The organism is Nostoc sp., assembly GCF_036917155.1.
Lineage (GTDB): Bacteria > Cyanobacteriota > Cyanobacteriia > Cyanobacteriales > Nostocaceae > Nostoc.
Map to the genome: position 1 here is coordinate 1 of NZ_JBALDZ010000068.1, position 23,165 is coordinate 23,165.

Below are 23,165 nucleotides of genomic sequence, written 5' to 3' on the forward strand. Positions count from 1 at the left end.
ATTACCGCAATACAAGGTTTAGTCAATCAACATACCGAACTTCTCTCTGTGCTTGAGTCTCAAGCCCTGAAATACCAATTAGATAGCTAGGGACTGCACGTCCTATCTCCTGAAGAAGAGGGTAGTCCTTATGTACCGATGTTGTCTAATATGGACTACTATCCAGGATTAAGTAGTCAAAGCTTTGAGTTATACCAAAAGCAGTGGGATACCTTTAAAAATCTAGGAATCCAGATGTTGCAATCTTTCTCTGCTCAAGCTAACACAGCAGGTGTCACTACGGAATTTACGCAAAATGTTGGTAATCCTGGCCGGATAGTTTGTGATTTAGCCCATAGTTATGGTGCTGATCTAATTGTTATGGGGCGTCGGGGTCGCTCTGGGCTGATGGAACTATTTCTCGGTAGTGTGAGTAATTACGTTCTTCACCATACTCCTTGTTCAGTGCATATTGTGCATCTTTCAGTTACTCCTAAAATAGATGAGGTTGTCAAAGAAACTACAAGCGCTTTCAGCGTCAACTAAATACTACTTTGTCAGCCTAGTTTTGAGTGTTTGTAGTAAGGACTTTAGTGTTTAGAAAATAAGGACTAAAATACTTACTACTATAGGACTCCTATTTGATTGTTGAAATACACGTAGGGTATGAAAGCAAAAAAATAGTGCATTAGACGTAGGTTGGGTAGAGCGGAGCGCAACCCAACATATATCAGGATGTTGGCTTTGGCAAAGCCTCCAACGCCACTTGCTACAACGCTCTTAACCCGCGCAACGCAGTGGCTCCCCAACCTACAATTTTTTTACAACATTTTAGTCTTGCCACACTACTACATATACTTATACTTAGATTTTTTCAGGAATCAAATAGGATTCCTATAACACTGCATAAATCTTCGCTAATCAAATTCTGAATTTGGTTTATTCTCGGCTATCTAGTACAGCACAGCGTAAATAAACCACCCATTCCAAATCAACGAAACTCTTAGGCTATATTCATTTTGACTTTTGACTTCCGCCTTGCGGTACTAGTTACTTCAATCGATAACCTCTGTGAGTCAAATTTCCACAATCTATCTTTAACTGCACGGTATTGGGATAGAATTGATTGATCGCTTTTTCAGTAAGAAAGAAAAAGTCCACTACCCAAAATTAGAGTTAAGAGCGAAAAGTGGATCTATGAAGGAAGATGCTATTGAGATCACTGGTTTTCACGCTCATGTTTACTTCGATACTGCGAGTCAGGATGTAGCTGTGCGTGTACGTGAAGGATTGGGCGCTAGATTTGACGTGCAACTCGGACGCTGGTTTGACCACCCCATCGGGCCCCACCCACAAGGGATGTATCAAGTTGCTTTCTTACCGAATCAATTCGATAAAGTCGTTCCTTGGTTAATGCTCAATCGTGAGGGATTGGATATTCTTGTCCACCCGAATACAGGCGATGCTGTCTCAGATCATACGGAGCATTCTTTATGGTTAGGAAAAAAGTTAGATTTGAATATTGAGTTTCTTCGACAGGTTAGTTCAACTTCATCTAATTAAGGGAAGTAGCCTACTTTATTGGGGCGTGAAATTTTTTCTATTGTGATTAATAAAGTCCAATTTCCTGATAAATATAAGTTTCAGCTTATACATAGGAATAAGAATTAAATAACATACAATTTATGTCCCTGGTTTACCTCACCCTCAATCCCTCTCCTTTTTAAGGAGAGGGAAGCTAGAGATAGGATGAAGTTTTGCATCTTATTTAATCCACGTTCCTTAAGTTAAGTCTAGCGGAAAATAACTCCTCTTGTAGCATTTGTGAGAGGTTAAGGTCAGATACAATTTGTCAATAAGCAATAGTACTTAAAATATTGCTGAAATCGGGGTTAGAAACAGAATTTTTGATTGGGCGATGCCTAGGTTGGGCTTTGCCTACGCGTCATCTTGATACGCATCATTTATTCTTAACCCATAATTTCAGTACAACAGTTAACTTCATACCTCGGCTCTTTCCAAATTTTAAGCATAATTTCTAATTGACAAAAGTAAGATTATCTGAACCTCTCACCGATGCTCTTGTAGAGATCGCAAGAGGAGTCATTTTCTGAGAGATATGTACTATTGTAGCGTTCTGCATACGCAATAAATAGTTATTCTTGCCTACTTACTTGCTTGAGTAAAGCTATCCACATATCAGATGGATCGGAATAGTAATCAATTTCTTCAACTTGATATTGATAGGATTCACAACCTTCTCGTAAAATAATGCGATCGCAGGGTTTGATGCCTGTCCCTACTCCAGTCATGTAGCCAATCATTCCTTCGTTGAGGCGCTCAAATACGTAGTCGCTTCCCCAAACTTGTTGACTATAATCGTGTATTTTATTCTTCTGTTTTAATTTTGTTGCTGAAGAGATAACCAAAGATAATTTATTTAAAAAACTAAAACTTAAGTTCATACCTGTCCTAATTGAAGAGAAGGCACTTAATAAAAATTAAAAGATATAACTGATAATTCATAAAGTTAACTCACTTAAATTTACGGTGATATTAACCGTAAATTCAACTGTAAAACCACTTAATTATTGGATAAAGTATTGTGAGACATGAGTGTTTATTACTTAACTATATTATAAAATTTTTGTATCTTGAAAATGTCGTTTATGTATATTTTTTAATATAAATAGTATTTAGTATCTACTTGTGGGTTTTTAGGGCTACATCTACCTGCTTCAGTAATACTTCTAGGGTGGAGGAGTTATCTAAAACGACATCTGCATGAGCCACTTTTTCTTCGATAGATAATTGGCTGTTAATTCTAGCTTGTGCCTGTTCTCTATTTAAATGGTTTCGTTGTATCAATCTTTGTAGTTGTTGCTCTTGAGAACAACGCACTACCCAGATTTCTGTAACTAAATCAGTCATCCCAGCTTCAAATAATAGAGGCACTACTGACACCAATATTTGTGAGGAAGACTGGGCAATTGCTTTGAGGAAGCGATCGCGCACGTCAGGGTGAATCAAATTGTCTATCCAGTTGCGTTCATCTTGACGATTAAAGATAATTTCGCCTAGCTTTTGGCGGTTGAGGCTGCCATCGGGTAGTAAAATTTGTTCGCCGTAACGTTGAGCGATCGCACCCAGAATCGGCGAACCTAAAGATACTGCCTCTCTAGCATAAATATCTGCATCCAAAATTGGCAGATTATAAACGCTAGCTAAATAATTGGTGACGGCGGTTTTGCCTGTGGCAATACCTCCAGTTAAGCCGATTATACGTTTAGGCATTGGGGATTAGGGATTAGGGATTGGGGATTGGGGATTAGGGATTAGGGATTGGGGATTGGGGATTGGGGATTGGGGATTGGGGATTGGGGATTAGGGATTGGGGATTAGGGATTAGGGATTAGGGATTGGGGATTAGGGATTAGGGATTGGGGATTGGGGATTAGGGATTGGGGATTGGGGATTAGGGATTGGGAAGAGACTTCTTTAATAATTCTCCCATTACCCAGTCCCCAGTCCCCAGTTCCCAGTCCCCAGTCCCCAGTTCCCAGTCCCCAGTCCCCAGTTCCCAGTCCCCAGTCCCCAGTCCCCAGTCCCCAGTCCCCAGTCCCCAGTTCCCAGTCCCCAATCCCTCATCTAAGAATTTGTCGCCCATAGGATCAGTGCTTGGGTTAAACCATCTAAAGTATATTCTTCTGCTTCTACATCCACACGTCCGAATAAAGTATGGCAAGTTTTGGAGGTTTGGGGGCCGATAGAGGCAATACAAACGCCCTCTAAGAATTGGCTAGCATCAGAGTTGTGGGAAAATATATTGTTAGTAAGTTGACAGAAAAATTGCACAGTTTTAGAACTGGCAAAGGTAATCACGTCTACCTTGCGGTTTTGGAGAGCTAACTCTGCCGCAGCTGGAACACTACTAGGACAACAAGATTGATATGCGGCAACTTCTATTACCTTTGCTCCCTTGATAGTTAATTCCTTAACTAAAACCTCTCTTCCACCGCTTTCAACTCTGGGAAATAAAACCGTTTTACCATCCAGTTGCTCTGGGAAATTTTCTACTAAAGAATCGGCAACAAAATTGGGGGGAATAAAATCTGCTTGTAGAGAGCGTTGTTTGAGACTTTGGGCTGTTTTCTCACCAACAACGGCAATTTTGACGCCTGCTAAGGCACGGGTATCTTTACCTTGAGCATTTAGTCTTTCAAAAAAGTAGTCTATGCCATTGGTAGAAGTGAGAATTAACCAGTCGAAGTCAGATAAATGAGCGATCGCACGATCCAAAGCTTCCCAACTGGAAGGCGGGCCGATTTCTAAGGTAGGCATTTCGATGACTGTTGCACCTAATGCGATGAGGCGATCGCTAAATTGACTTGACTGGCTAACTGAACGTGTCACCAAGATTATTTTACCAGTAAGGGGAGATTGGGGGAAGTTGCTTGACATAGCAGGGAGGCTAAAAGTTTTGGCTGTAGTCGAATCCTGACAATCTATTTTCTCAGGTTGTAAGTACTTGCGTAGCCCAACAACTTCGCCGATCACAATTACCGCCGGAGAAAGTGATAATCCGGTGGTTTGTTCCAAAATATTGCCTAGTTGCGCTGTCCAAATTTGTTGATTAGGAGTTCCCGCCCAACGGATGATGGCAATGGGTGTTAAGTGCGATCGCCCGTGCCGCATCAATTGATCTACAATCTCTGCTAGATGCTGCCCTCCCATCAAAATCACCAGTGTCTCTAACCGTGAGAGTGCCTCCCAATCTAAAACCTCTGGTTCGTGCGCTGTCAATACTGCAAAAGCGCGGCTTAACACCGGATCTGTCAGGGGAATTCCTGCTAACAAAGGTGCTGCAAGGGCTGAGGAAATTCCTGGTATCAGTTCAAAATCACAATCGGATGCTTTCAACGCTTCAATTTCAGAAGTGCAACGCCCAAAAATCAACGGATCGCCTGATTTCAGCCGTATAACTTGTTTACCTTGCAGACAGTGCGTTACAAGTAACTTGTTAATCTCTGCTTGGCTTGTACTGGGTTTACCACCGCGTTTGCCGACATCCAACTTCAGACAATCATCTGGTACGCACTGCAATAATTGAGCATCTACTAAAGCATCGTAGACTAACACCTGAGCAGCAGCTAAAAGATTGTAAGCCTTTACTGTCAGGTATGCCACATCTCCAGGCCCAGCACCTACAAGGTAGACTTTCCCCCTTTCTTGATTCACAATCATTTGTCATTTATCAATAGTTCTTCTTCCCCAATCTCTAGTCCCCAGTCCCCAGTCCCCAATCCCCTTTATTCAATTCGTTCGCGTATTAATTTTTTGAATGAGCTGATCGACTTGCTCAACCATTTCCTTGTTTTCTTCTGCTTGGAATAACTCTCTGGCTTTTTTTAAATTTAAAATCGCTTCTTCTAGCTGTTTTTCCCTGCCCAAAGTGATGGCCAAATTATAGTAAGCATAAGCATAGTTGGGTACGAGGCTAATGGCTTTTTTGTAATGTGCGATCGCTTCTTGTGGCTTACCTTGATCGTCCATCGCATTTGCCAAACCTGTGTAAGCTTGTGCATGTTTCGGATCGAGGCGAATCGCTTGAGTATATTCGGCGACGGCTTCGGGTAAATGCTCTTGAGCGTATAAAGCACTTGCTAAATTATAGTGAGCGTCTGCATACTTGGGATTGAAACTTATAGCTTTTTTGTATTGTGCGATCGCTTCTTCTAGTTTGCCTTGATCGTATAGAGCATTTCCCAAGGCATTATAACCTGCTGTATTTTTCGGATCTAAGCCAATGGCTGCTGTATATTCTGCCACTGCTTCTGTTGGTTTTCCTTGAGCGTACAAAGCGTTTCCTAAGTAATAGTGAGCGTCTGCATACTTGGGATTGAAACTTATAGCTTTTTTGTATTGTACGATCGCTTCTTCTCGCTTGCCTTGATCGTATAGAGCATTTCCCAAACGTGCGTAAGTCGGGGCATAATCCGGTTTGAGGCTAATCGCTTGGGTATATTCGGTGACTGCTTCGGTTAGCTTACCTTGAGCGTAGAGAGCATTTCCTAAGTTGTAGTGAGCTTCAGCATACTTGGGTTCGAGGCTAATGGCTTTTTTGTATTGTGCGATCGCCGCTTCTAATTGATCCACTCTCGCTAAAGTCAAACCCAAATTAAAGTATGCTCCAGAATCTTGAGGATCGAGGCTAATGGCTTTATTGTATTGTGCGATCGCTTCTTGTGGTTTACCTTGATCGTCGAGAGTATTTCCCAAGCCAATATAAGCTTGTGCAAAGCTGGGTTGCAGTTCAATTGCCTTCCGAAAAGCCGCCTCTGCTCCTTTTAAATCTCCTTGTTTATAGAGATTATTTCCTTCCTCTAATTTAGCCTCTGCGTTTTTGTTCTGAGGAAGTGCTGCTCGATCTGAGTCTGAAATTTTTGCCAAAACAACGCCAACATCTTTACCAAAGGCAGTATTCCCATTATTCAAACACAAGCAGATAATAGCTGCTACCAGTAGATTCTTGTTTCTCAGCATTTTTCTTACCTTACCTGCTTGGTTGACATGTAATATCAAGTTCGGCTAATTGCCATCAAAAAATACCCTAGTACAACACGGCGTAAATAAACTACCCATCTAAAATAGCCAGAAAGCTTACAAAATAAGCATTCTTTCTTTTTACTTTTGCCTTTTTACTTTTGCCTTCTTGTACTAGCCCCTCTTTGCTTGCTCTGAAGGGAGCAAAAGCGTAGCTTTGGCGGGGCTATAGCACGAATTATAAGTGATTAGGCTAACTTGATACAAGTGTACTCTCATATAATTGTTTGTTTGTACACAATATATAGGACTCCTATTTGATTTTTGAAATACACGTAGTAGCGTGGCAAGGCTAAAATGTTGCAAAAAATTGTAGTGGAGGCTTTGCGTAACCCAACATATCTCAGGATGTTGGGTTGCGCTCCGCTCCACCCAACCTACGTCTAATGAACTATTTTTTTGCTTGCCAATTTCATTTGTAAAAAAACAAAGTACATTTGTAATCCTTCTTCCCCGTTCCCTGTTCCCTAGCTCAATGAGTAATTTCACAACTGATTTAGGATTGCTATAGATGAAGCTTTATTATGAGTAAAAAATCGGTTTTTAGGAAATTGTTGACACTTTTATTCCCATAAGTTTAATAATGGCTGCAATTAATTCTTCTGGATTAAGAGGCTTAGGTAAATGCATCTGAAACCCAGCGTTTAGCGCTTCCTGCTGGTCATCATTTCTTGCGAAGGCAGTCAAGGCAATTGCTGGAATTTGTCCACCTTGTTCTGGGGTCAAAGTTCTCACTTGATTTATTAACATATAGCCATCCATATATGGCATACTAATATCGCTGACTAACACATCTGGCTTGATCTCTGCTAAGGTTTGTAATGCTTCATCAGCAGAAGATACTGCAATGGCAAAAGCCCCATCTTGCTCTAATACAAAAGCAACAAAATCTCGCGAATCAGTATCATCATCGACAACTAAAACCCGGATACCACTGAGGGGTAAGGAGTTAGGAGCTAATAATGCCGGGCCATTTTGTTCATCCGTCAGCTTTGGTCTTGCATCTGGCAGAAGCGGCAAGCTAACAGTAAATATTGCCCCTTTACCCTCACCGCGACTATCTGCTTTGACGATGCCGCCATGCATTTCGATAATATTACGCACAATTGCCAATCCTAATCCCAATCCCCCAAAATTTCTTGTAGAGGTGCTATCTGCTTGGCGGAAGTAATCAAACACATAAGGCAAAAAATCAGCGTTAATTCCCTTACCTGTATCACTAACAATTATTTGAGCATAGCCATCAGCTTCCTCTAATCGCACTTCTACCTTTCCTCCCCTGGGTGTAAATTTGATCGCATTAGAAAGGAGATTCCAGATGACTTGTTGCAAACGAGTCGAGTCGCCCATGATTTGTCCCACATCTGGTTCAAACGCTGTATTCACCTCAATCAACTTTGTTTCTGCTGCTAAATGCATTGTCTCTAGTGCCGACAATATCGTAGACTCTAGGTTAATCTTCGTAATATTCAGCGTCAGTTTGCCTTGTAAAATTCTGGAGATATCCAGCAAATCCTCAATGAGTTGCACCTGTAAGTTAGCATTCCGCTCAATTGTGGCTAGTGCTTCCGATGTCTTTGTTTGGTCTAACCTGCGAGTTTGCAACAACTTTGACCAGCCAAGAATTGCATTTAGTGGAGTTCGTAGTTCGTGAGAAAGGACGGCTAAAAATTCATCTTTAATTCGATTGGCTGTTTCTGCTTTCGCTCGTGCTACTTGTTCTAATTCCAGTAGGTGTGCCCGTTCTTCAAGTATTTGTTTTTGTTCGTGGATATCTGTACAGGTTCCAAACCACTTGACTACAAAACCTTGCTCATCTTTGAGCGGTAAACCTCGCGCTAACTGCCAACGATAGGAACCATCCAAAGCCCGTTTAAAGCGATATTCATTGTTATATATAGTTCTACTTTTTACAGCATCAGACCACACCTTATCAGCCCTTTGAACATCATCTGGATGCAATGCCGCTAACCAACCAGAACCTAAGGACTGCTCTAATGTTAGCCCTGTATAATCGCACCAATTTTGATTAAAAAAATCACATTCACCATTAGGTTTAGTTGTCCATACAAGTTGAGGAATTGCCTCAGCCAAGTAACGGTAGCGTTCTTCGCTTTGTCGGAGAATTTCTAAGATGCGTTGGCGTTCAAAGATTTCTTGTTGTAATTGCTCATTAGTTTTAGTAATTTCATTGGTGCGAACAGCAACCATTTCTTCTAGATGATTCTGGTATTTTCGCAGTTCCTTCTCTACCCGTAAGCGTTCGGCTATTTGGGTTTGAAGTTCTTGATTTGCTTGTTCCAGTTGAGCAGGGCTAGGAAATGCCAATGCTTGGGGAACTAGATACACAAGATTTATTGCTGTAATAAAAGATATTGTGGCTGTTACTGCTTTGACAAACCCCGAAACCCAATAGATGGGATGCCAAAGTGTCCAAATCTCTATTAAATGAGTAGTGCCACAAGCTACAATAAATGCACTAAATAGCAGAAAAATCCAATCAAAGGGCAAATCCTGCCGCTTACGAACAAAGTAAAATAGTGTAGCTGGAATCGAGTAATAAGCTAGTGCAATAAACGAATCAGATAATATGTGTAACCAAACTAAATTCGTTTGCCATAGATAACAGTGTCCATGTGGAATAAATGATTCTGATGTAAAAAAAATAGTCCACAATTGTGATATTATGTCTGACATAAATACTTGATTTTTGGGAATCGATAAAATTTAATAATATCGTGTCTGAAGATAGGAAGTAAGAGATTGAGGAAGAAGTCACGTCGCTTCTCTACGAATTCAAAATTATTGCATTATTGATCCCCATAAATAAATTTAGTTGCTCTGTATCATGAGTCGTTTTCGGTCAGAATGGGCTGCGCTAACAGAAGTCAGAATCAAGATGTGACGCTCAAATACTTGCTAGCGCAGTGCTATCCGCCAGTAGTACAGAATTCATTCTGACTCCTGACTCCTGAATTATGTTCGATAAATTCCAAAATAAAAACCATTCTCACCATAATGATGAGAATGGCAAAAAAATTAGGAGACAAAACAGGAAAATTTAATCTTCGCAATTCTCATTCAACTTAAGATTCACTTGACTTAGCACTCATTTTATCTAACAGTTGAGTGATTTTTTTAGCTTTTTCAGGTTGGCGCTGTTTTTGTAATAAATCTTTAGCTTGTATCAGGTTAGTTTTAGCTTCTTCTTCTCGCTCTTGCTGCATGAGAATATTTGCCAGACGCAAGTAAGCATCAGGATTTTTCGGACTGCGGCGAATTACTTCTTGGAATAATTCTGTTGCTTCCTCTACTTGTCCTTGCTGGTTTAAAACATCTCCCAAAAATAAGCGCACTACATCATTTGTAGAGTTGATAGAAATCACTTTGCGAAAGGCTGCTTCTGCACCTTGGTAATCTTTTGCTTGAGCAAGATTGATGCCTTTTTGAAATAAATCTGAGGTTATCAAAGTTTTCCAAGCGAAATAACCAAGGATTGACAGACTGATCGCAACTACAATAGCAGCGATAATCGAACTAGTGGGAAAGGTTTCTAGCATTGTCTAAGCCAAAAGACAGGCGATAGGAAAAATCAGATATTCCATAAAAAAGAGTTTCCAGATAAATTGGTAGAATTGAGCGATCGCACTTTTATCTTCTAAGTCTACCGTCAAACTCCGCAACCACAGCCAAGCCAACAGCGCCAAATGAGTCACTATCAAGAATATGGGGTTAACTGAGGCGACGCGTAGCACCCCAACCAGAATAATTCCCAAATAGCAGGTAGTTATTACCCAAAGAGACAGATTAAACACAGCTTGCGAGCCGAGTTTGATGGTGAAAGTAGTAATATTGTAGAGGCGATCGCCTTCTATATCGGGGATATCTTTAAAGATCGCGATCGCAAAAGTAAACACCAAAATAAATAACGTCAGTACCCACACCACAATCGGAATTGTTTGACTTTGGTGCAACGCCCAACTGTAATGCAGATATAGCCCTAAGTTAACAATCGTACCGCGCACCGAAAAAATACACAGCGCCGCCCAAACGGGAAACTGTTTCAAGCGAATTGGCGGTAAAGAATAAGCAGTACCAATGGCCAAACTAATGGCCACCATCCCCAATAAGAATGGGCCAGTTAGCCACGCCACAACTAGCGCCAAAATCCCAGTAGAAGCAACAATCAATTGCCCTGTTTGCTGAGAAAACTCACCAGATGCTAGGGGCAAATGAGGCTTATTAATCTTGTCAATTTCCACATCTTCTAATTGATTCAGCCCCACAATGTAGACATTGCCACACAGACAAGCAATCCATGCGCCCAACAGAGGGATTAGGGAGTGGGGAGTAGGGAGTAGGGAATCAGTAGGATTAATGGCAATGGCAATTAAATATAAACCTAAAACACTCAGACTTGTACCAATAATTGTGTGCGGGCGAGAGAATTTCCAGAAAGCGTATAACCACTGGAAATATGATTGAACAGGTTTGCCTGGTAAAGGGCTGTTTTCAGAACTCTGGCTCATGAGTAGCTTAAATACAATATTCTGGCTGGTTGTTAATCATTGTCACAGAAATTGGTCATTAGACTTCTCGCATGAATCAAAAGCCCTCACCCTAAATCCCCCTCCCAAGCTTGGGAGAGGGACTTTGAAATTCGCTCCCCTTTCTTCCTTGTCTCTTCTCCATGCCCAATGCCCCTCAAGAGTGCTGAGTAATGAGTGCTGAGTGCTGAGTGGGGAATCTCATTTCTTTACTCAGCACTCGAAACTCGGAACGGGCTAAACCCTAGCTATCCGCTAACGGAACTGTTTTGCCCAATGCCCAATGCCCCATGCCCTAAAAATAAATACGACATCCTCAAGTTCCTCAAAGATGAAAAGGTGGATAACTAGGGGAGCAGAAACACAAACATGGATTGAATTAGAGAATTATATAAAATCTACAATCGAATCTTAGTACAACATTTCATTAATTCATAGCGAATTAACTTTGGCAAAACTCTGCGTACCTCTGCGTTTACCTCTGTGTTCCTCTGCGTTTAAAAAAGTTACGAACTTATGCAAAGCTGTACTTAGGTAGTTTGGTGAATATGATTAGTAACCCCTCACCTTGGTTAATGAAGCGTTGATATTCTTTCTCCCCTGCCCCTCCGCCCCCCTGCTTTCTACTTATTCCCGCACAATAAGCCAAACCGAACTAACCCACGCTCATAACCGCGACGCATCAACCCCAGCGATAATGCCCCTTGAATGGTAGTCCAACCGGCATTTAGTAAGCCCCAAAGTGCTTGGGGAGTGAACGCCGAATCAATTACTACATTCCAAAAAGGAGCGACAGCGGTTGACCAATCGGCGGTGCGGATATTGTTTAATGGAAGTTGACGGGCTATGCCTTCATACTCTGGTAAAGAAATCACATAAGGCAAACAATACACCCGATAAATATCCTGCAAATGCTTCTCTTCATCCGCCGTCAGTGGTAACTTATCAGTTGGTCGATGACACCAAGTCACCATAATTAACTTGCCACCAGGTTTCAACACCCGATAGCACTCCTGAAGAAACTTAGTTTTATCTGGCATGTGTTCACCGCTTTCCAACGACCAAACCAAGTCAAAAGAATTGTCAGCAAAAGGCATTGCTTGAGCATTGGCTACTTGAAACTGAGTTCTCAGACTCAAATTCGCTTCCATTGCGCGTTCCGTTGCTCTGGCAGCTTGCACAGGACTTAAAGTAATCCCTGTTGCCTTAGCATTAAACTTTTCTGCCAGGTATAAAGAACTGCCACCAATGCCACAACCCACATCCAGGATATTGTCTGCTGCTTGTACCCCTGCCCAATTGAGCAGTTCTTCGATTAAATCAATTTGAGCTTGACGACGGTCTTTTTTCTGGCTGCCATCAGCACCGTAGTAGCCGTGGTGCATGTGTTCGCCCCAAATCTGCTCCCACAGACCAGAGGAAGCATCGTAGAACTGCTGAATTTGCTGGTAAAGTGTTGCACTCATGAAAAAACTAGTAGTAAAATTCAAAAAAACATACTGGTTCGTAGCCTACCATGTATGTTTTTAAATAAAGTCAGAATATTAATTTTGAATTTTGAATTTTTTATTGTCCGGGACTCGTTGAAGTAATCTGTGGTTCAGCTGATATAGGGACATTGCTAGGGTTTGCTGGCGTTTCTGGTTGATTTTGTATTTTTGGCTCTGGTGTCTGCACAGCTGTTTGACTAGCTTGAGGTTGCTGTTGTCCATTTTGCTGGGCAATTTGCTGCATTAGCTGATCAATTTTTTGGGCTTGTTCAATGTTGCCTTGCTCAACATACTCCTGATGAGCGCGTTTCAAGACTCCATTGGCTTTCTTGATGTCGCCCTGATTATATAAAGTGACTCCCAAGTTATAGTAAGCTGAGGCATTTTTCGGATTTTGGCGAATAGATTGCCGATAAACAGAAATAGCCTCAGAAGCTTGACCGTGCATTGCTAGCAAACTTGCCATGTTATTGTAAGCTGTGGCATTTTTAGGATCTAACTGCAATACTTGGCGATAAGAAGCGATCGCAGGCTCTATTTTTCCTTGTTGTTGCAAGGCGATCGCTAGATTAAAATAAGCATTGGCATAAGTGCTATCTAGATTGATTACTTGCTGGTATGCTGCGATCGCATCCTCAACCTGCCCTTGTTCATACAGCACCAAACCCAGATTATACAGCGCTGCCACCCTTGTGGGGTCTATCACCAAACTCTGGCGATAAGCCGTAATCGCCGCTTCTTTTTCTCCTTGTCGTTGCAACGCTAACCCTAAGTTGTAATAAGCTTCGCTAAAATTGGGATTAATCTTAATCGCCTCTGTATATTCTTGTAAAGCTATATCCAGGCGATTTTGCTCCATAAATATATTACCCAGATAATTTCGCGCTGCCCCAAGGCTAGAATCTCGCTGCAACGCTTGACGAAAGGCATATTCCGCGCCCTGTAAGTCTTGGCGGTTATAGCGCGTCACTCCCTGCTGGAAAAAGCTCGCTGCTTCCAAATCCTGAGAAATTGCGGTTTCTGCCAGCAACTTGCTAACTGGGAAATTAGTAATTGCCGGTGCAGCCAAGACCAAAAACGCAGAACACCCAACGAGTGTCACCTGGCAAAATAAATTTAACCCCTGAGAAAATAGGTATTTTTCAGACATGAATAACAGACCTATACTTATTTTTAACTCCTCATAAGTCAGAGTACCCACCACGAAAGAAAAAATTCCAAATTTTCAACTTTTAACTCTGCCAATTTTAGATTTTTAGATTTTGGGTTGAAGGAAAAATCTCAAATTGCATAATTTCCTACTCCCTACTCCCTATTCCCACCGCTGACGGCAAAATTAGCATGGCATCACCGAAGGAATAAAAGCGATATCCAAAAGCGATCGCTTCGTTGTATATATTCAATAACCGTTGTCTACCAATTAGCGCACTTACCAGCATCAATAAACTAGAACGCGGTAAGTGAAAATTCGTAATCAAACCATCCACTACCCGCCATTGGTAGCCGGGATAAATAAACAAGTCTGTTTTACCGCAATATGGTTGTAAGTTCCCAGATTTAGCTGCCCCTTCCAAAGCCCTTACTGCTGTTGTTCCTACAGCAATAATCCGACCGCCAGCAGCTTTAGTAGCGTGGATTTGCTCTACTGTGGCGGCGGGAACTTCAATCCATTCTTCATGCATTTTATGGGTAGTTACGTCCTCCACTTCCACAGGGCGAAATGTACCTACACCAACGTGTAGCGTTACAAAAGCTTGATTGATTTGGCGATCGCGCAACTGTTGTAATAATTCTGGGGTAAAGTGTAATCCTGCCGTCGGAGCTGCGATCGCTCCTGGCTGTTTAGCATAAACTGTTTGATACTGCTCATCAGCTGCTTCTGAGGTCGTGATATACGGTGGTAGCGGTACTTCACCAAATACCTCTAACAGTTGCACCAAGGACTTTCCCTCTGGTACATCAAATTGCAACAAACGCCCTCCGGTTGCTGCGTCTGTTTCTAAAACTGTAGCCGTGAGTTGGGGGCTGGGGATTGGGGACTGGGGACTGGGGATTGGGGAAGAATCTTTATAATCCCGAATCCCTAATTGCCTTGGTTCAAAAATAATCTTCGCTCCCAGTTTGAAGCTTTTTCCTGGCTTAACTAAAGCTAACCAACAGTTATGCTGCCGTTCTTCCAACAGCAACACTTGGATTTTCGCACCAGTGGATTTATGACCATAAAGCCGCGCTGGAATGACTCTTGTATTGTTCATAATCAACAAATCACCAGAGCGTAGCAGTCCAGGCAAATCATGGAAAATATGGTGTAGGGATGCTGTTTCGATGCCTGTAGTGGGAGAATCAACTACCAGTAACCGCGAACTATCTCTAGGAACTGCTGGATTTTGGGCAATGAGTTCTGGAGGTAGTTCGTAGTCATAGCCAGCTACCGAGCAATCTAATTCAAAATCTTTTGCTTGTGGACGAGATGTATCTTTCAAATTGGCTTGTACTAGTTTTTGCTTTATTTAGTATTTATACTCTCTCAAAAAAGCTAGTTTAAGCTTTCCCTTCTAAAGGAACTTTAAGGGATCTTGGCTCAGTTTTGTCTCTAGGCTATAAGATTGTTACTATTAAGTAACACGGAAAACTTAACATAAAAATTGGGTAAACCTCCCCATCTAAAAACGGGGGCTTTTACCCTACCGGGAAGGGGCACTGATTGACGAATATAGATATGTAGGATTGGCTTTGATCCCAAGCACCAACAAACATGGAATACTTGTACTATCTGGCAAATGCCAGTCTAACCCTGAGGGTCGTTCAACACCTCCACGCTAGACCCCAGACACCAGTTTCGTTCGTCACCGTAATTCATCAAATTGATGGCTGGGTGGTTAGGATCAAACTCAAAGGTCAAGTCTCGCCCCAAGAAGATGGCGACTTTCGGGCTTTTCTAAATGAATTAGGAATTAGCTACGAACCGCCAATGAGGGTGCAAATGGCACTTTGGAGTTTGGAAGCGGGACAGTGCCCTGTGGATGTGATGCGTCGTTATCAAGTAGCGATCGTTTCTCATGGTAGCCCAGAAAGAGACGAAATTGAAGCATTTCGGCAACAGTTTGTCCGAGGCTTAGGCTACTGTCCAGAAACTTTGGCGTGATACTTTTGGTTGTAACGCCACTACAAAATAGTTGGTCATTGGTAATCAAGATATTTTATCCATTACCGATCAACCATTATCAATTAAAGAGTCGAAAGCTGCTGGAATGTATTCTTGCAGCTTAAACTTATATCCGGGTACTGATGAAGTAGCTAGAGCTTCCTGGTTTGCTGTAACTCCAATCAGATTTTTTGGTATCCTTTGACAGTAGACAATAGCAACATCAAATCGACAAGAATAATCTACCTTATCAGGATGCTGGGCTAAGAATATTTCAGATGTACGACAGATTTTTGCTTGCTTTTGTAGGGTAATTGCGCTTCTTCCCCCTGCATCCCAGCTACCTGAACTGCGGGTTTTGACTTCAACAAAAATCAATATTGAGTGCTGAGTCCTGAGTTCTCCTGCTGTTCCCTCTGCTTCTCTAGCATATTCAGCGATGATATCAATTTCCCCCCACCGACTAGAAAAGCGACGATGGAGAATTAGCCAACCTGTAGATTGCAACCATTCGGCTACTAGGTCTTCTCCTAATTGACCACTATTTAAATATTTCATAAAAATCTGGTATTCTATTGTTCTCTAACGATACCAAAACAAGTAATTACATACCCCTTGCACAACATAGACAGTGCCACGCCTAAGTGAAAAAGCAGAGGAGCAGAGGAGCAGAGGAGAAAAACCACGCCACTTGCGGGTGGGGCTTCAACCAAGGAAGCTAGGGAGCAAGGGAGCTATCGCGCCACTTGCGGGCGAAAGCGCGTAGCGGGACGAAGTACGGCTTTGAACCTTATCTTTTTCGTAATATCCGGTCGCTGTTATATAATTCCTCCAGCCATTGCATTAGGGTAGACGGGAGTTCAATGTCAGGCCGAATCTGGAGAGCAAGATTTTCAAATCGTCGTATGAACTTGAAATAGTATTCATCAAAATATTTTTAAAGGATTTTTGCGCTAACATCTCTGACTCAAGGATAATGAGATGGAGGAGGGTTCGCCATAGGCTAAAAATCGCATGAATTCTAAGTTAAGCGCCCGAATTTGGGCAAGCATAGTCAGCTTATTACTGTGGGGAATATTTAGCATTACCGCAACCGCAGGTTTTGCTCCAACAGCTTTAGCACTGGAATATAATAAGGAAATTTTGGTTGAGGCTGATTTCTCTGGACGTGATTTAACAGACTCTAGCTTTACTAAAGCTAATCTTCGCCAAAGCAACTTCAGCCACGCTAATTTGAACGGTGTCAGCTTCTTTGCAGCAAATTTAGAGTCTGCGAATTTGGAGGGTTCTGACTTGAGAAATGCCACTTTAGACTCAGCTCGTTTAGTCAGAGCAAATTTGACAAATGCACTGTTGGAGGGTGCTTTTGCTGCTAACGCCAGATTTGATGGTGCAATCATTGACGGGGCAGATTTTACTGATACGCTGCTACGTCCCGATGAGCAAAAAAAATTGTGCAAACTTGCCAAAGGGACTAATCCCATTACAGGACGAGATACGCGTGACACGTTGTTTTGTCCTTAGTATTTTCTATCTGGATATGGGGCATGGGGCATGGGGCATACAAGTAAAAAGAACCAAGTAAAAAGTAAAAAGAAAGATAAATTCAATATTTCTTTTAACTTTTAACTTTTAACTTGTTTCTCTCCCCCTGCTCCCTTATCCCCCCATTCCCCACTTAATCTACCAACCACGGGCACCAATCTTTTGACAAACAATTTGCATTCCTTTGCCTGGTGAAGAATCGGCTACAAAAGGTATTTCTCCTTTCTGCTCATCGTCTTGAAGTAGCTGTCCGTCTGAGCTATAAATGGCAATGCGATTCCGAAAAAGCCGGGATTCTTTGCACGAAGCATCAAAGGTAGTTTCAAAGATGCCATCTCCATAGATTCCGTAAAGCTTATATGTAGTGCCCTGAATAGTTTTTGTATCCAGAGCTACACTGTTTCCTAATTTATCATGCCCTACAGTGATATATCTTTGTGTATCTTGGGCTATTGCACTACCATTACTCAATAAAACAGCGATCGCTCCCACAATCTTGCCTATTTTAAAATACATACAGTTTCAAAATATAAGATTTCATATATTTCTATCCGCAATCAAAACGGTTCTGGCAGGGTAAAAGCACTGAAATCAAGACAGAACAAGGTGTTATACTAGTTATCAACACCTTATGGGAAGCGTAAAGCACTAAAAAAATAGCTGCAATACTTTTCAAAGTATGAGTGAAACACTTGCTGATATTGCCATACCGCCTCAGTTTCTCGATCACATATTTGTTGAGTATCAGCCCGATGCAGCCATTAACCAGGTTGTTAAAGCTTTTAAGGGTCGTTCATCCTATCTACTCAGAAAAGAATTTCCTCAGTTGCTAAAGCTGCCAAGTCTTTGGACTAACAGTTACTTTTATTCCACGGCTGGGCAGGTTTCAGCAGAAGTCATTAAAAGGTATATTGAAGACCCTGATCACAACTAATCTTCACAGCGAATAAATTCGCCGTTGGTACTTCCTCCACTGTCTAAAGCCAAGTGGCTTCCGTACCGTTCGGCGATATTTTTGTGAAGTATTAACATCTATAATTCATTTACCAGAGGTCAATAGGACTTACGCAAAAACCCTCTCAAACTCTCATTCCTCCGTGGACTCTGCGTCCTCTGTGGTAGCCTGCGGCAAGCCCTTCCGGGTGACGCTCCTAACGTCGCTTGCCGCCGGCGCTAACAGCAGTCGCTCATGGGGGAAACCCCCTTGGCGCTAGCCTCTCCCAATGTGAGAAGACCGCGCTGCTTCACCGCTCCGCGTCTACGTTTTTCGTTACCTTTGCGTAAGTCCTAGTCAAGTAAGTATTAATCAGTCAAAATATCACTCACATATCAGAAGCGTATGACTACTAAACCAAAGATTTTCATCGATGGAGAATCGGGAACCACAGGCTTACAGATTTACTCACGTCTCAACCAACGGGATGATATTGAGTTAGTTAGCATTGAGGCATCTAAACATAGAGATGCAACTGAGCGAGCCAAACTAATTAATGCTGTTGATGTTGTCATTCTCTGCTTGCCTGATGATGCGGCCCGCGAAGCTGTTAGCTTAGTCAGAAATACTAGGGTTAAGATCCTGGATGCTAGTAGTGCCCATCGCACAGCTAAAGATTGGGTATATGGCTTCCCTGAAATAAATCCAGGACAGCGAGAGAAAATCGCCAGCGCTCAGTTTGTCAGCAATCCAGGCTGTTATCCTACAGGATTTTTAGCCTGTATCCGTCCGTTGATTGCTAAAGGGCTTCTGAACAGTAACTTTCCCGTCACCGTTAATGCAGTGTCAGGTTACTCAGGTGGTGGAAAGAATCTCATCAAACAATATCATAGCTTCCATGAACAGCAAACCGGGGCAGAGTCACTCTATCCATACAGCATCTACGGTTTGCAGTTTGGGCATAAGCACGTTAAGGAAATGCATCATTACTCAGGGTTAGCATCGCCGCCGCTGTTTGTACCAGCAGTGGGAGATTTTGAACAGGGGATGCTAGTACAGGTGCCTTTGCCGCTGGGAACTTTGGACAATCCACCATCAGGTGAGGCTATCCATCAAGTGATCGCTAACTACTACCAAAGTGAAAAGTTTGTGCAGGTTGCTCCATTCCAAGATTCTACTCTACTACGAGACGGAACATTTCTAGATGCGACTGCACTAAACGGTACCAATATTGTTCAGGTTTTTGTATTTGCCAATGACACCACCAAAGAAGTGTTGTTAGTTGCTCGTCTTGACAACCTGGGTAAAGGCGCATCAGGAGCCGCTGTCCAAAACCTAAACATCATGCTCGGTTTTCCAGAAGAGTTGGGATTGTCATGAAATGGCGATGAAGTAGTAGTCTGTCAATAAATAATTGATGGATAAATTACTTGTAGAGACGGCGATTTATCGCGTCTCTCTAACTAGTAGTGTTAATATAATTACCCCAGTTAACAGTAGCTAAACCTATTTCACCTTAGCGCGGAAGCGCACAAAACCATAAGAATTAGCTGGTGTACCAGATCCAGTCGCAGCCGGTAGACTGGGAAAACTTGGAACTGTAATATTGACCACTACTGCCCCATTGGTGTTAATACCGCAGTATGATGGTGTGGCTGAGTCGTTAGCTGTATAAAAACGCCCGCGATCGCTATCTGCTACATTAGTTAGATAAGCCGTAGGTGTAGTAGAACCAATAGCTAGGGCAATTCCTTGATCTGCTTCTGGCAAGCCGCCATCATTAGGAGTCATACCATTAAAAGTATTAGGAATAAAAGTAACATTACCAGGCACTAAGTCACAAATGCGGACATTAGTTGCATCAGACAGACCATTAGAAAGAAAGTATATGGTGTATTCTAATTCGTCCCCTAATTTGACTATCCCAGCATTAATCAATCCCCGCAAATAACCAATTGGCCACGGTTTATCGCTATCATCATCAGTCTCATAAAGGGGTGATACATAATTGGCAGCAGTGGTAGAAACGTCACTGCGACCATCTACAATGTCGTTTAAATCCTGGTTATTGATGCGCGTGATCCGTTTAACTAAAAGTAGCTTAGGTTTGCTAGCTGTAAATGGCATCGTCACAGTAGCAGGTGTGGGATCTTCTTTACCTGCTGCATCCACACCTGCCACAGTAAATGTGACAGTTATTGCACCATCATTTGGATCTAATGTCAGCTGAGTTGGGTCATAATTATTAATGACTTGGTTCGCTGTCACAGCTATGTTGTTGTAATAAAGTGTCCCATTTGTTGGCAGACTGATAATCTTGAAACTTTTGCCAACACTAAAGTTGCCATCTTCAGGATCGGTAGCTGATAGGGTAGGTACTTGCAATTTATTGGTTCCCCCTGGATTTGTTTGCAGAGATGCAGTGACGTTATTAGTATCGGGTAACTGTTCAATCCCAAAGTCCTTACTAGAAATGTTTGTGCCAGTATTAAAAATAGCCGTCGTCAGCGGGCTAGTATTGACCCAATTAGAGGGAAGAGATGGCGCAGGGGCAGTATTACCCACTGTGCCAGCAGTTGTACTTAAAATAATTTGGACGTTGCTTTGATTCAGAGGAACATTGGAAAAGGTGTAAGTACCATCTGCTGCGACAGATGTTGTCACCAACACTTTATTAGTGGTTGAATCTACTAGAATGGCATTTAATAACCCACCTGCATTAGTACCTGTTTCTGAGCCAGTATTGATATTAGTAAAAGTATTATTAGCGCTATTATCAGCATCGTCCCAAACCTTCCCGCTAAGGAAATCATCATCATAGATCGTGTAATTGGAGACGACTGTCGGGGAACCACCACAAGCTGTGGTCGAACTGGCGAAAAAACTAGATGAAGTTTGTATGGTGAATACGATTGTCCTCACACCTTGAGGAACGTTATTATTAATAACAGTAAAGGGAATCGTAAAAACACTAGTGGCATCACTACCATCATAGTTACCTGCGGGGATAGTGATATTAAAGGTGGATGTGCCTGATGTTGTATTGTAATCTGTACCCAAAACTGCTGTACCACTGACGGAGATAGGAACACTTATCCCTCCGGTTGGCACTAAACCAACGATTCTGAGTTTGGGAGGATTAGTTGTCGGGTTAGTTTCTGATTCTGCTGCACCACCCGAACTTGCTGTAAACTCAACCACAGGTTTACCAGCAAATTGGACTTCATCAAGGAAGTTACCTATGGTATTGTTCCCACCGGCTGTAGAAACAGCCGCAAATCCTACAGGATTATTCCCAGTAGTTCCGGTGTAAGGAACAGTACCAGAGTATCGTACCCAACCATTTCCGGCATTATTGTTAGTTACAGTAGGAATAGTTGCACCATTCTGGGCTAATGGTTGTGCCGTAACTGTTCCATCGCTAGTTGTTGAGAACGTGCCAAAAATAGTTGATGTTGAACTAGTATTTAGTCCAATGAGAAAATTTGCTACATCAGCAATAGTTGCACTTGAACGCCCACGATGTAAAAAAGAGAATGTGATCGTCTCATTTTGAATTAGGCATATATTCTGATACAACTCAGAAGCTTGTTCAGCATTTAACTCCGCAAATTGATTCCCTGCATTAGTTGCTGTACTAGCGCCATTAAATCCTGAAGTCCAAATCTCAATTAGTGGTACTGAGCCTGGAGATACATAACCAGTACAGTTACCTGTTCCTAATGCTACTGAGCCATGAGTGGTACTCCAACCAGGGATAAGGCTTTGATCCACTTGAACGTAACATTGTTCATTAGCAGAACCAAAAACAGGCGACTCAAAGCCTGGATTTAAGAACGATCGCTGGATATATTGAGCTTGTACTAATGTAGGTTGAAGTACTAATGTCGCACTCATCAGCCCCCAGCCCAACGCCTGAAAATTTTGCCTTAAGTTTTTCATTAGTAAGTCACCATAAAATAACCTTTAAAAGATGCTCATTCTCCTAACTCTAATCATCAATGATGTCTGATTTACCTCAAATAAATCTCCAGTCTTTAGATTGCCCAAAATCTTAGATAATCTACCATCTGTATTTAGATTTTCTGTGGCGATCGCTTTTAAATAGTGAAAAAAAGATTTGATTTTAAATTTAATAAATCTTGGTTATAAATTGACGATTTGTAGAGACGTTGCAATGCAACGTCTCTACATTGTGGGTATAAACATCACATCCATAAATTTGTAGGATTATTTTTGTCTTTGTCCCATTTAATGGGATTATTAATGATGTATTCTCGAATTCGGTCTAAAGAAGCATCGGCACGAATGATGTGGTCATAAAATCGAGGCTGCCAAGCAAAATTTTCATAACCATTTTCCCGACACCAACGGGTAACGGCAGATTTATACGATCGTGCGATCGCACTTAATGAACCTGATTTTGGGGATATTTCAGACATGAATTGACGCTGGGTAACGTCGCATAAAGTTTCCTGTTGAATTCTGTCGCGTTGTGTAGAGACGTTGCAGTGCAACGTCTCTACATACTGCAACGTCTCTACATACTGCAACGTCTCTACATACTGCAACGTCTCTACATACTGCAACGTCTCTACATACTGCAACGTCTCTACATATTGGGATAGGGGTTTATCAATAACTATAATTCCGTGGACATGATTGGGCATAATTACGTATGTATCAATTTGGATATCTTCAAAATGATTGGGAATTTGTACCCAATATTTTTGAGCAATTTCTCCTATTTCCGAAAGTTTTACCTGACCTGACACGACCTGACCAAAATAATCGAAGCAATCTTTAGTACAAATGGTGATGAAATACCAACCATTAGCAGCATAATTTCGATTTGGTAAACGGGTGGACTCTACGCGGTATTTGCCTTGAAATCTTGGTTTGATCATCGTGAAAATTCCCCA

19 protein-coding genes and 2 pseudogenes are annotated in these 23,165 nt (G+C 41.9%); 6 read left to right on the plus strand and 15 right to left on the minus strand.

The features are described 5' to 3' along the window. Window positions 1–93: 93 nt before the first annotated feature. A pseudogene (locus V7K67_RS10015) lies at window positions 94–525 on the plus strand (universal stress protein); the annotation flags it as partial. 651 nt (window positions 526–1,176) lie between these two features. Continuing rightward, the gene (locus V7K67_RS10020) at window positions 1,177–1,542 is read left to right on the plus strand and encodes a DOPA 4,5-dioxygenase family protein (protein WP_334732210.1); all 366 of its coding nucleotides are present in this window, start codon (window positions 1,177–1,179) and stop codon (window positions 1,540–1,542) included. A 593-nt stretch (window positions 1,543–2,135) separates the two neighbouring features. Here V7K67_RS10020 and V7K67_RS10025 read toward each other — a convergent pair. The 11 genes from V7K67_RS10025 to queA all read right to left on the minus strand — a co-directional run bounded on the left by V7K67_RS10025 (window position 2,136) and on the right by queA (window position 15,129). Further along, on the minus strand, window positions 2,136–2,408 hold the full coding sequence (locus V7K67_RS10025; protein ID WP_334709719.1) for a hypothetical protein: 273 nt from the start codon (window positions 2,406–2,408) through the stop codon (window positions 2,136–2,138). Between the two features lie 274 nt (window positions 2,409–2,682). Continuing rightward, the gene (gene coaE, locus V7K67_RS10030; protein WP_334731378.1) at window positions 2,683–3,273 is read right to left on the minus strand and encodes a dephospho-CoA kinase; all 591 of its coding nucleotides are present in this window, start codon (window positions 3,271–3,273) and stop codon (window positions 2,683–2,685) included. Window positions 3,274–3,454: 181 nt separating this feature from the next. After that, window positions 3,455–3,646 (minus strand): hypothetical protein, encoded by a 192-nt coding sequence (locus tag V7K67_RS10035; protein WP_335166349.1) that lies wholly within the window; start codon window positions 3,644–3,646, stop codon window positions 3,455–3,457. After that, window positions 3,628–5,223, minus strand: coding sequence for a uroporphyrinogen-III C-methyltransferase (gene cobA / locus V7K67_RS10040; protein WP_442943802.1), 1,596 nt, complete (start codon window positions 5,221–5,223; stop codon window positions 3,628–3,630). The genes V7K67_RS10035 and cobA overlap by 19 nt, the downstream gene beginning before the upstream one ends. Before the next feature lie 69 nt (window positions 5,224–5,292). Next, window positions 5,293–6,522 (minus strand): tetratricopeptide repeat protein, encoded by a 1,230-nt coding sequence (locus V7K67_RS10045; protein ID WP_335166351.1) that lies wholly within the window; start codon window positions 6,520–6,522, stop codon window positions 5,293–5,295. Between the two features lie 603 nt (window positions 6,523–7,125). Then, window positions 7,126–9,279, minus strand: coding sequence for a hybrid sensor histidine kinase/response regulator (locus tag V7K67_RS10050; RefSeq protein WP_334731381.1), 2,154 nt, complete (start codon window positions 9,277–9,279; stop codon window positions 7,126–7,128). A 389-nt stretch (window positions 9,280–9,668) separates the two neighbouring features. After that, a complete protein-coding gene (locus tag V7K67_RS10055) occupies window positions 9,669–10,142 on the minus strand; it encodes a tetratricopeptide repeat protein (RefSeq protein ID WP_334709722.1) in 474 nt (157 codons plus the stop codon). Window positions 10,143–10,145: 3 nt separating this feature from the next. Continuing rightward, entirely contained in the window at window positions 10,146–11,111 is a 966-nt protein-coding gene (locus V7K67_RS10060) for a homogentisate phytyltransferase (RefSeq protein WP_334731382.1), read from the minus strand. Window positions 11,112–11,752: 641 nt separating this feature from the next. Continuing rightward, window positions 11,753–12,595 carry a methyltransferase domain-containing protein gene (locus V7K67_RS10065; RefSeq protein ID WP_334731383.1) on the minus strand — a complete coding sequence of 281 codons (843 nt, stop codon included), beginning with the start codon at window positions 12,593–12,595 and terminating at the stop codon, window positions 11,753–11,755. Between the two features lie 100 nt (window positions 12,596–12,695). Further along, window positions 12,696–13,769 carry a tetratricopeptide repeat protein gene (locus V7K67_RS10070; RefSeq protein ID WP_334731384.1) on the minus strand — a complete coding sequence of 358 codons (1,074 nt, stop codon included), beginning with the start codon at window positions 13,767–13,769 and terminating at the stop codon, window positions 12,696–12,698. A gap of 148 nt (window positions 13,770–13,917) precedes the next feature. Then, complete coding sequence (gene queA / locus V7K67_RS10075; protein WP_335166416.1) at window positions 13,918–15,129, minus strand: tRNA preQ1(34) S-adenosylmethionine ribosyltransferase-isomerase QueA; 1,212 nt, start codon at window positions 15,127–15,129, stop codon at window positions 13,918–13,920. 245 nt (window positions 15,130–15,374) lie between these two features. On the opposite strand from queA, the gene V7K67_RS10080 reads away from it, so the two are divergent. After that, the gene (locus V7K67_RS10080; protein ID WP_012412259.1) at window positions 15,375–15,764 is read left to right on the plus strand and encodes a hypothetical protein; all 390 of its coding nucleotides are present in this window, start codon (window positions 15,375–15,377) and stop codon (window positions 15,762–15,764) included. 69 nt (window positions 15,765–15,833) lie between these two features. Here the strand turns inward: V7K67_RS10080 and V7K67_RS10085 are convergent, their stop codons facing one another. Next, complete coding sequence (locus tag V7K67_RS10085) at window positions 15,834–16,322, minus strand: YraN family protein (protein ID WP_334731385.1); 489 nt, start codon at window positions 16,320–16,322, stop codon at window positions 15,834–15,836. A gap of 456 nt (window positions 16,323–16,778) precedes the next feature. Between V7K67_RS10085 and V7K67_RS10090 the strand changes: the two genes are divergently transcribed. Continuing rightward, entirely contained in the window at window positions 16,779–17,288 is a 510-nt protein-coding gene (locus tag V7K67_RS10090) for a pentapeptide repeat-containing protein (RefSeq protein WP_334731386.1), read from the plus strand. 159 nt (window positions 17,289–17,447) lie between these two features. On the opposite strand, the gene V7K67_RS10095 is transcribed toward V7K67_RS10090, so the two are convergent. After that, window positions 17,448–17,825 carry a hypothetical protein gene (locus V7K67_RS10095; protein ID WP_334731387.1) on the minus strand — a complete coding sequence of 126 codons (378 nt, stop codon included), beginning with the start codon at window positions 17,823–17,825 and terminating at the stop codon, window positions 17,448–17,450. Window positions 17,826–18,036: 211 nt separating this feature from the next. On the opposite strand from V7K67_RS10095, the pseudogene tnpA reads away from it, so the two are divergent. Together tnpA and argC are read left to right on the plus strand one after the other, a co-directional pair. Beyond that, a pseudogene (gene tnpA, locus V7K67_RS10100) lies at window positions 18,037–18,243 on the plus strand (IS200/IS605 family transposase); the annotation flags it as partial. 405 nt (window positions 18,244–18,648) lie between these two features. Further along, complete coding sequence (gene argC / locus V7K67_RS10105) at window positions 18,649–19,623, plus strand: N-acetyl-gamma-glutamyl-phosphate reductase (protein ID WP_335166355.1); 975 nt, start codon at window positions 18,649–18,651, stop codon at window positions 19,621–19,623. A 126-nt stretch (window positions 19,624–19,749) separates the two neighbouring features. Here the strand turns inward: argC and V7K67_RS10110 are convergent, their stop codons facing one another. After that, window positions 19,750–22,185: a hypothetical protein gene (locus V7K67_RS10110; RefSeq protein ID WP_334706852.1), complete on the minus strand. Its 2,436-nt coding sequence runs from the start codon at window positions 22,183–22,185 to the stop codon at window positions 19,750–19,752. 266 nt (window positions 22,186–22,451) lie between these two features. Then, on the minus strand, window positions 22,452–23,150 hold the full coding sequence (locus V7K67_RS10115; RefSeq protein WP_335166358.1) for a transposase: 699 nt from the start codon (window positions 23,148–23,150) through the stop codon (window positions 22,452–22,454). Window positions 23,151–23,165 lie beyond the last annotated feature (15 nt).

Coding starts and splice junctions, on each gene's coding strand:
- V7K67_RS10020 (WP_334732210.1), top strand. CDS start 1,177: ATGAAGGAAGATGCTATTGAGATCACTGGTTTTCACGCTCATGTTTAC.
- coaE (WP_334731378.1), bottom strand. CDS start 3,273: ATGCCTAAACGTATAATCGGCTTAACTGGAGGTATTGCCACAGGCAAA.
- V7K67_RS10035 (WP_335166349.1), bottom strand. CDS start 3,646: ATGGGCGACAAATTCTTAGATGAGGGATTGGGGACTGGGAACTGGGGA.
- cobA (WP_442943802.1), bottom strand. CDS start 5,223: ATGATTGTGAATCAAGAAAGGGGGAAAGTCTACCTTGTAGGTGCTGGG.
- V7K67_RS10045 (WP_335166351.1), bottom strand. CDS start 6,522: ATGCTGAGAAACAAGAATCTACTGGTAGCAGCTATTATCTGCTTGTGT.
- V7K67_RS10050 (WP_334731381.1), bottom strand. CDS start 9,279: ATGTCAGACATAATATCACAATTGTGGACTATTTTTTTTACATCAGAA.
- V7K67_RS10055 (WP_334709722.1), bottom strand. CDS start 10,142: ATGCTAGAAACCTTTCCCACTAGTTCGATTATCGCTGCTATTGTAGTT.
- V7K67_RS10060 (WP_334731382.1), bottom strand. CDS start 11,111: ATGAGCCAGAGTTCTGAAAACAGCCCTTTACCAGGCAAACCTGTTCAA.
- V7K67_RS10065 (WP_334731383.1), bottom strand. CDS start 12,595: ATGAGTGCAACACTTTACCAGCAAATTCAGCAGTTCTACGATGCTTCC.
- V7K67_RS10070 (WP_334731384.1), bottom strand. CDS start 13,769: ATGTCTGAAAAATACCTATTTTCTCAGGGGTTAAATTTATTTTGCCAG.
- V7K67_RS10080 (WP_012412259.1), top strand. CDS start 15,375: ATGGAATACTTGTACTATCTGGCAAATGCCAGTCTAACCCTGAGGGTC.
- V7K67_RS10085 (WP_334731385.1), bottom strand. CDS start 16,322: ATGAAATATTTAAATAGTGGTCAATTAGGAGAAGACCTAGTAGCCGAA.
- V7K67_RS10090 (WP_334731386.1), top strand. CDS start 16,779: ATGAATTCTAAGTTAAGCGCCCGAATTTGGGCAAGCATAGTCAGCTTA.
- V7K67_RS10095 (WP_334731387.1), bottom strand. CDS start 17,825: ATGTATTTTAAAATAGGCAAGATTGTGGGAGCGATCGCTGTTTTATTG.
- argC (WP_335166355.1), top strand. CDS start 18,649: ATGACTACTAAACCAAAGATTTTCATCGATGGAGAATCGGGAACCACA.
- V7K67_RS10110 (WP_334706852.1), bottom strand. CDS start 22,185: ATGAAAAACTTAAGGCAAAATTTTCAGGCGTTGGGCTGGGGGCTGATG.
- V7K67_RS10115 (WP_335166358.1), bottom strand. CDS start 23,150: ATGATCAAACCAAGATTTCAAGGCAAATACCGCGTAGAGTCCACCCGT.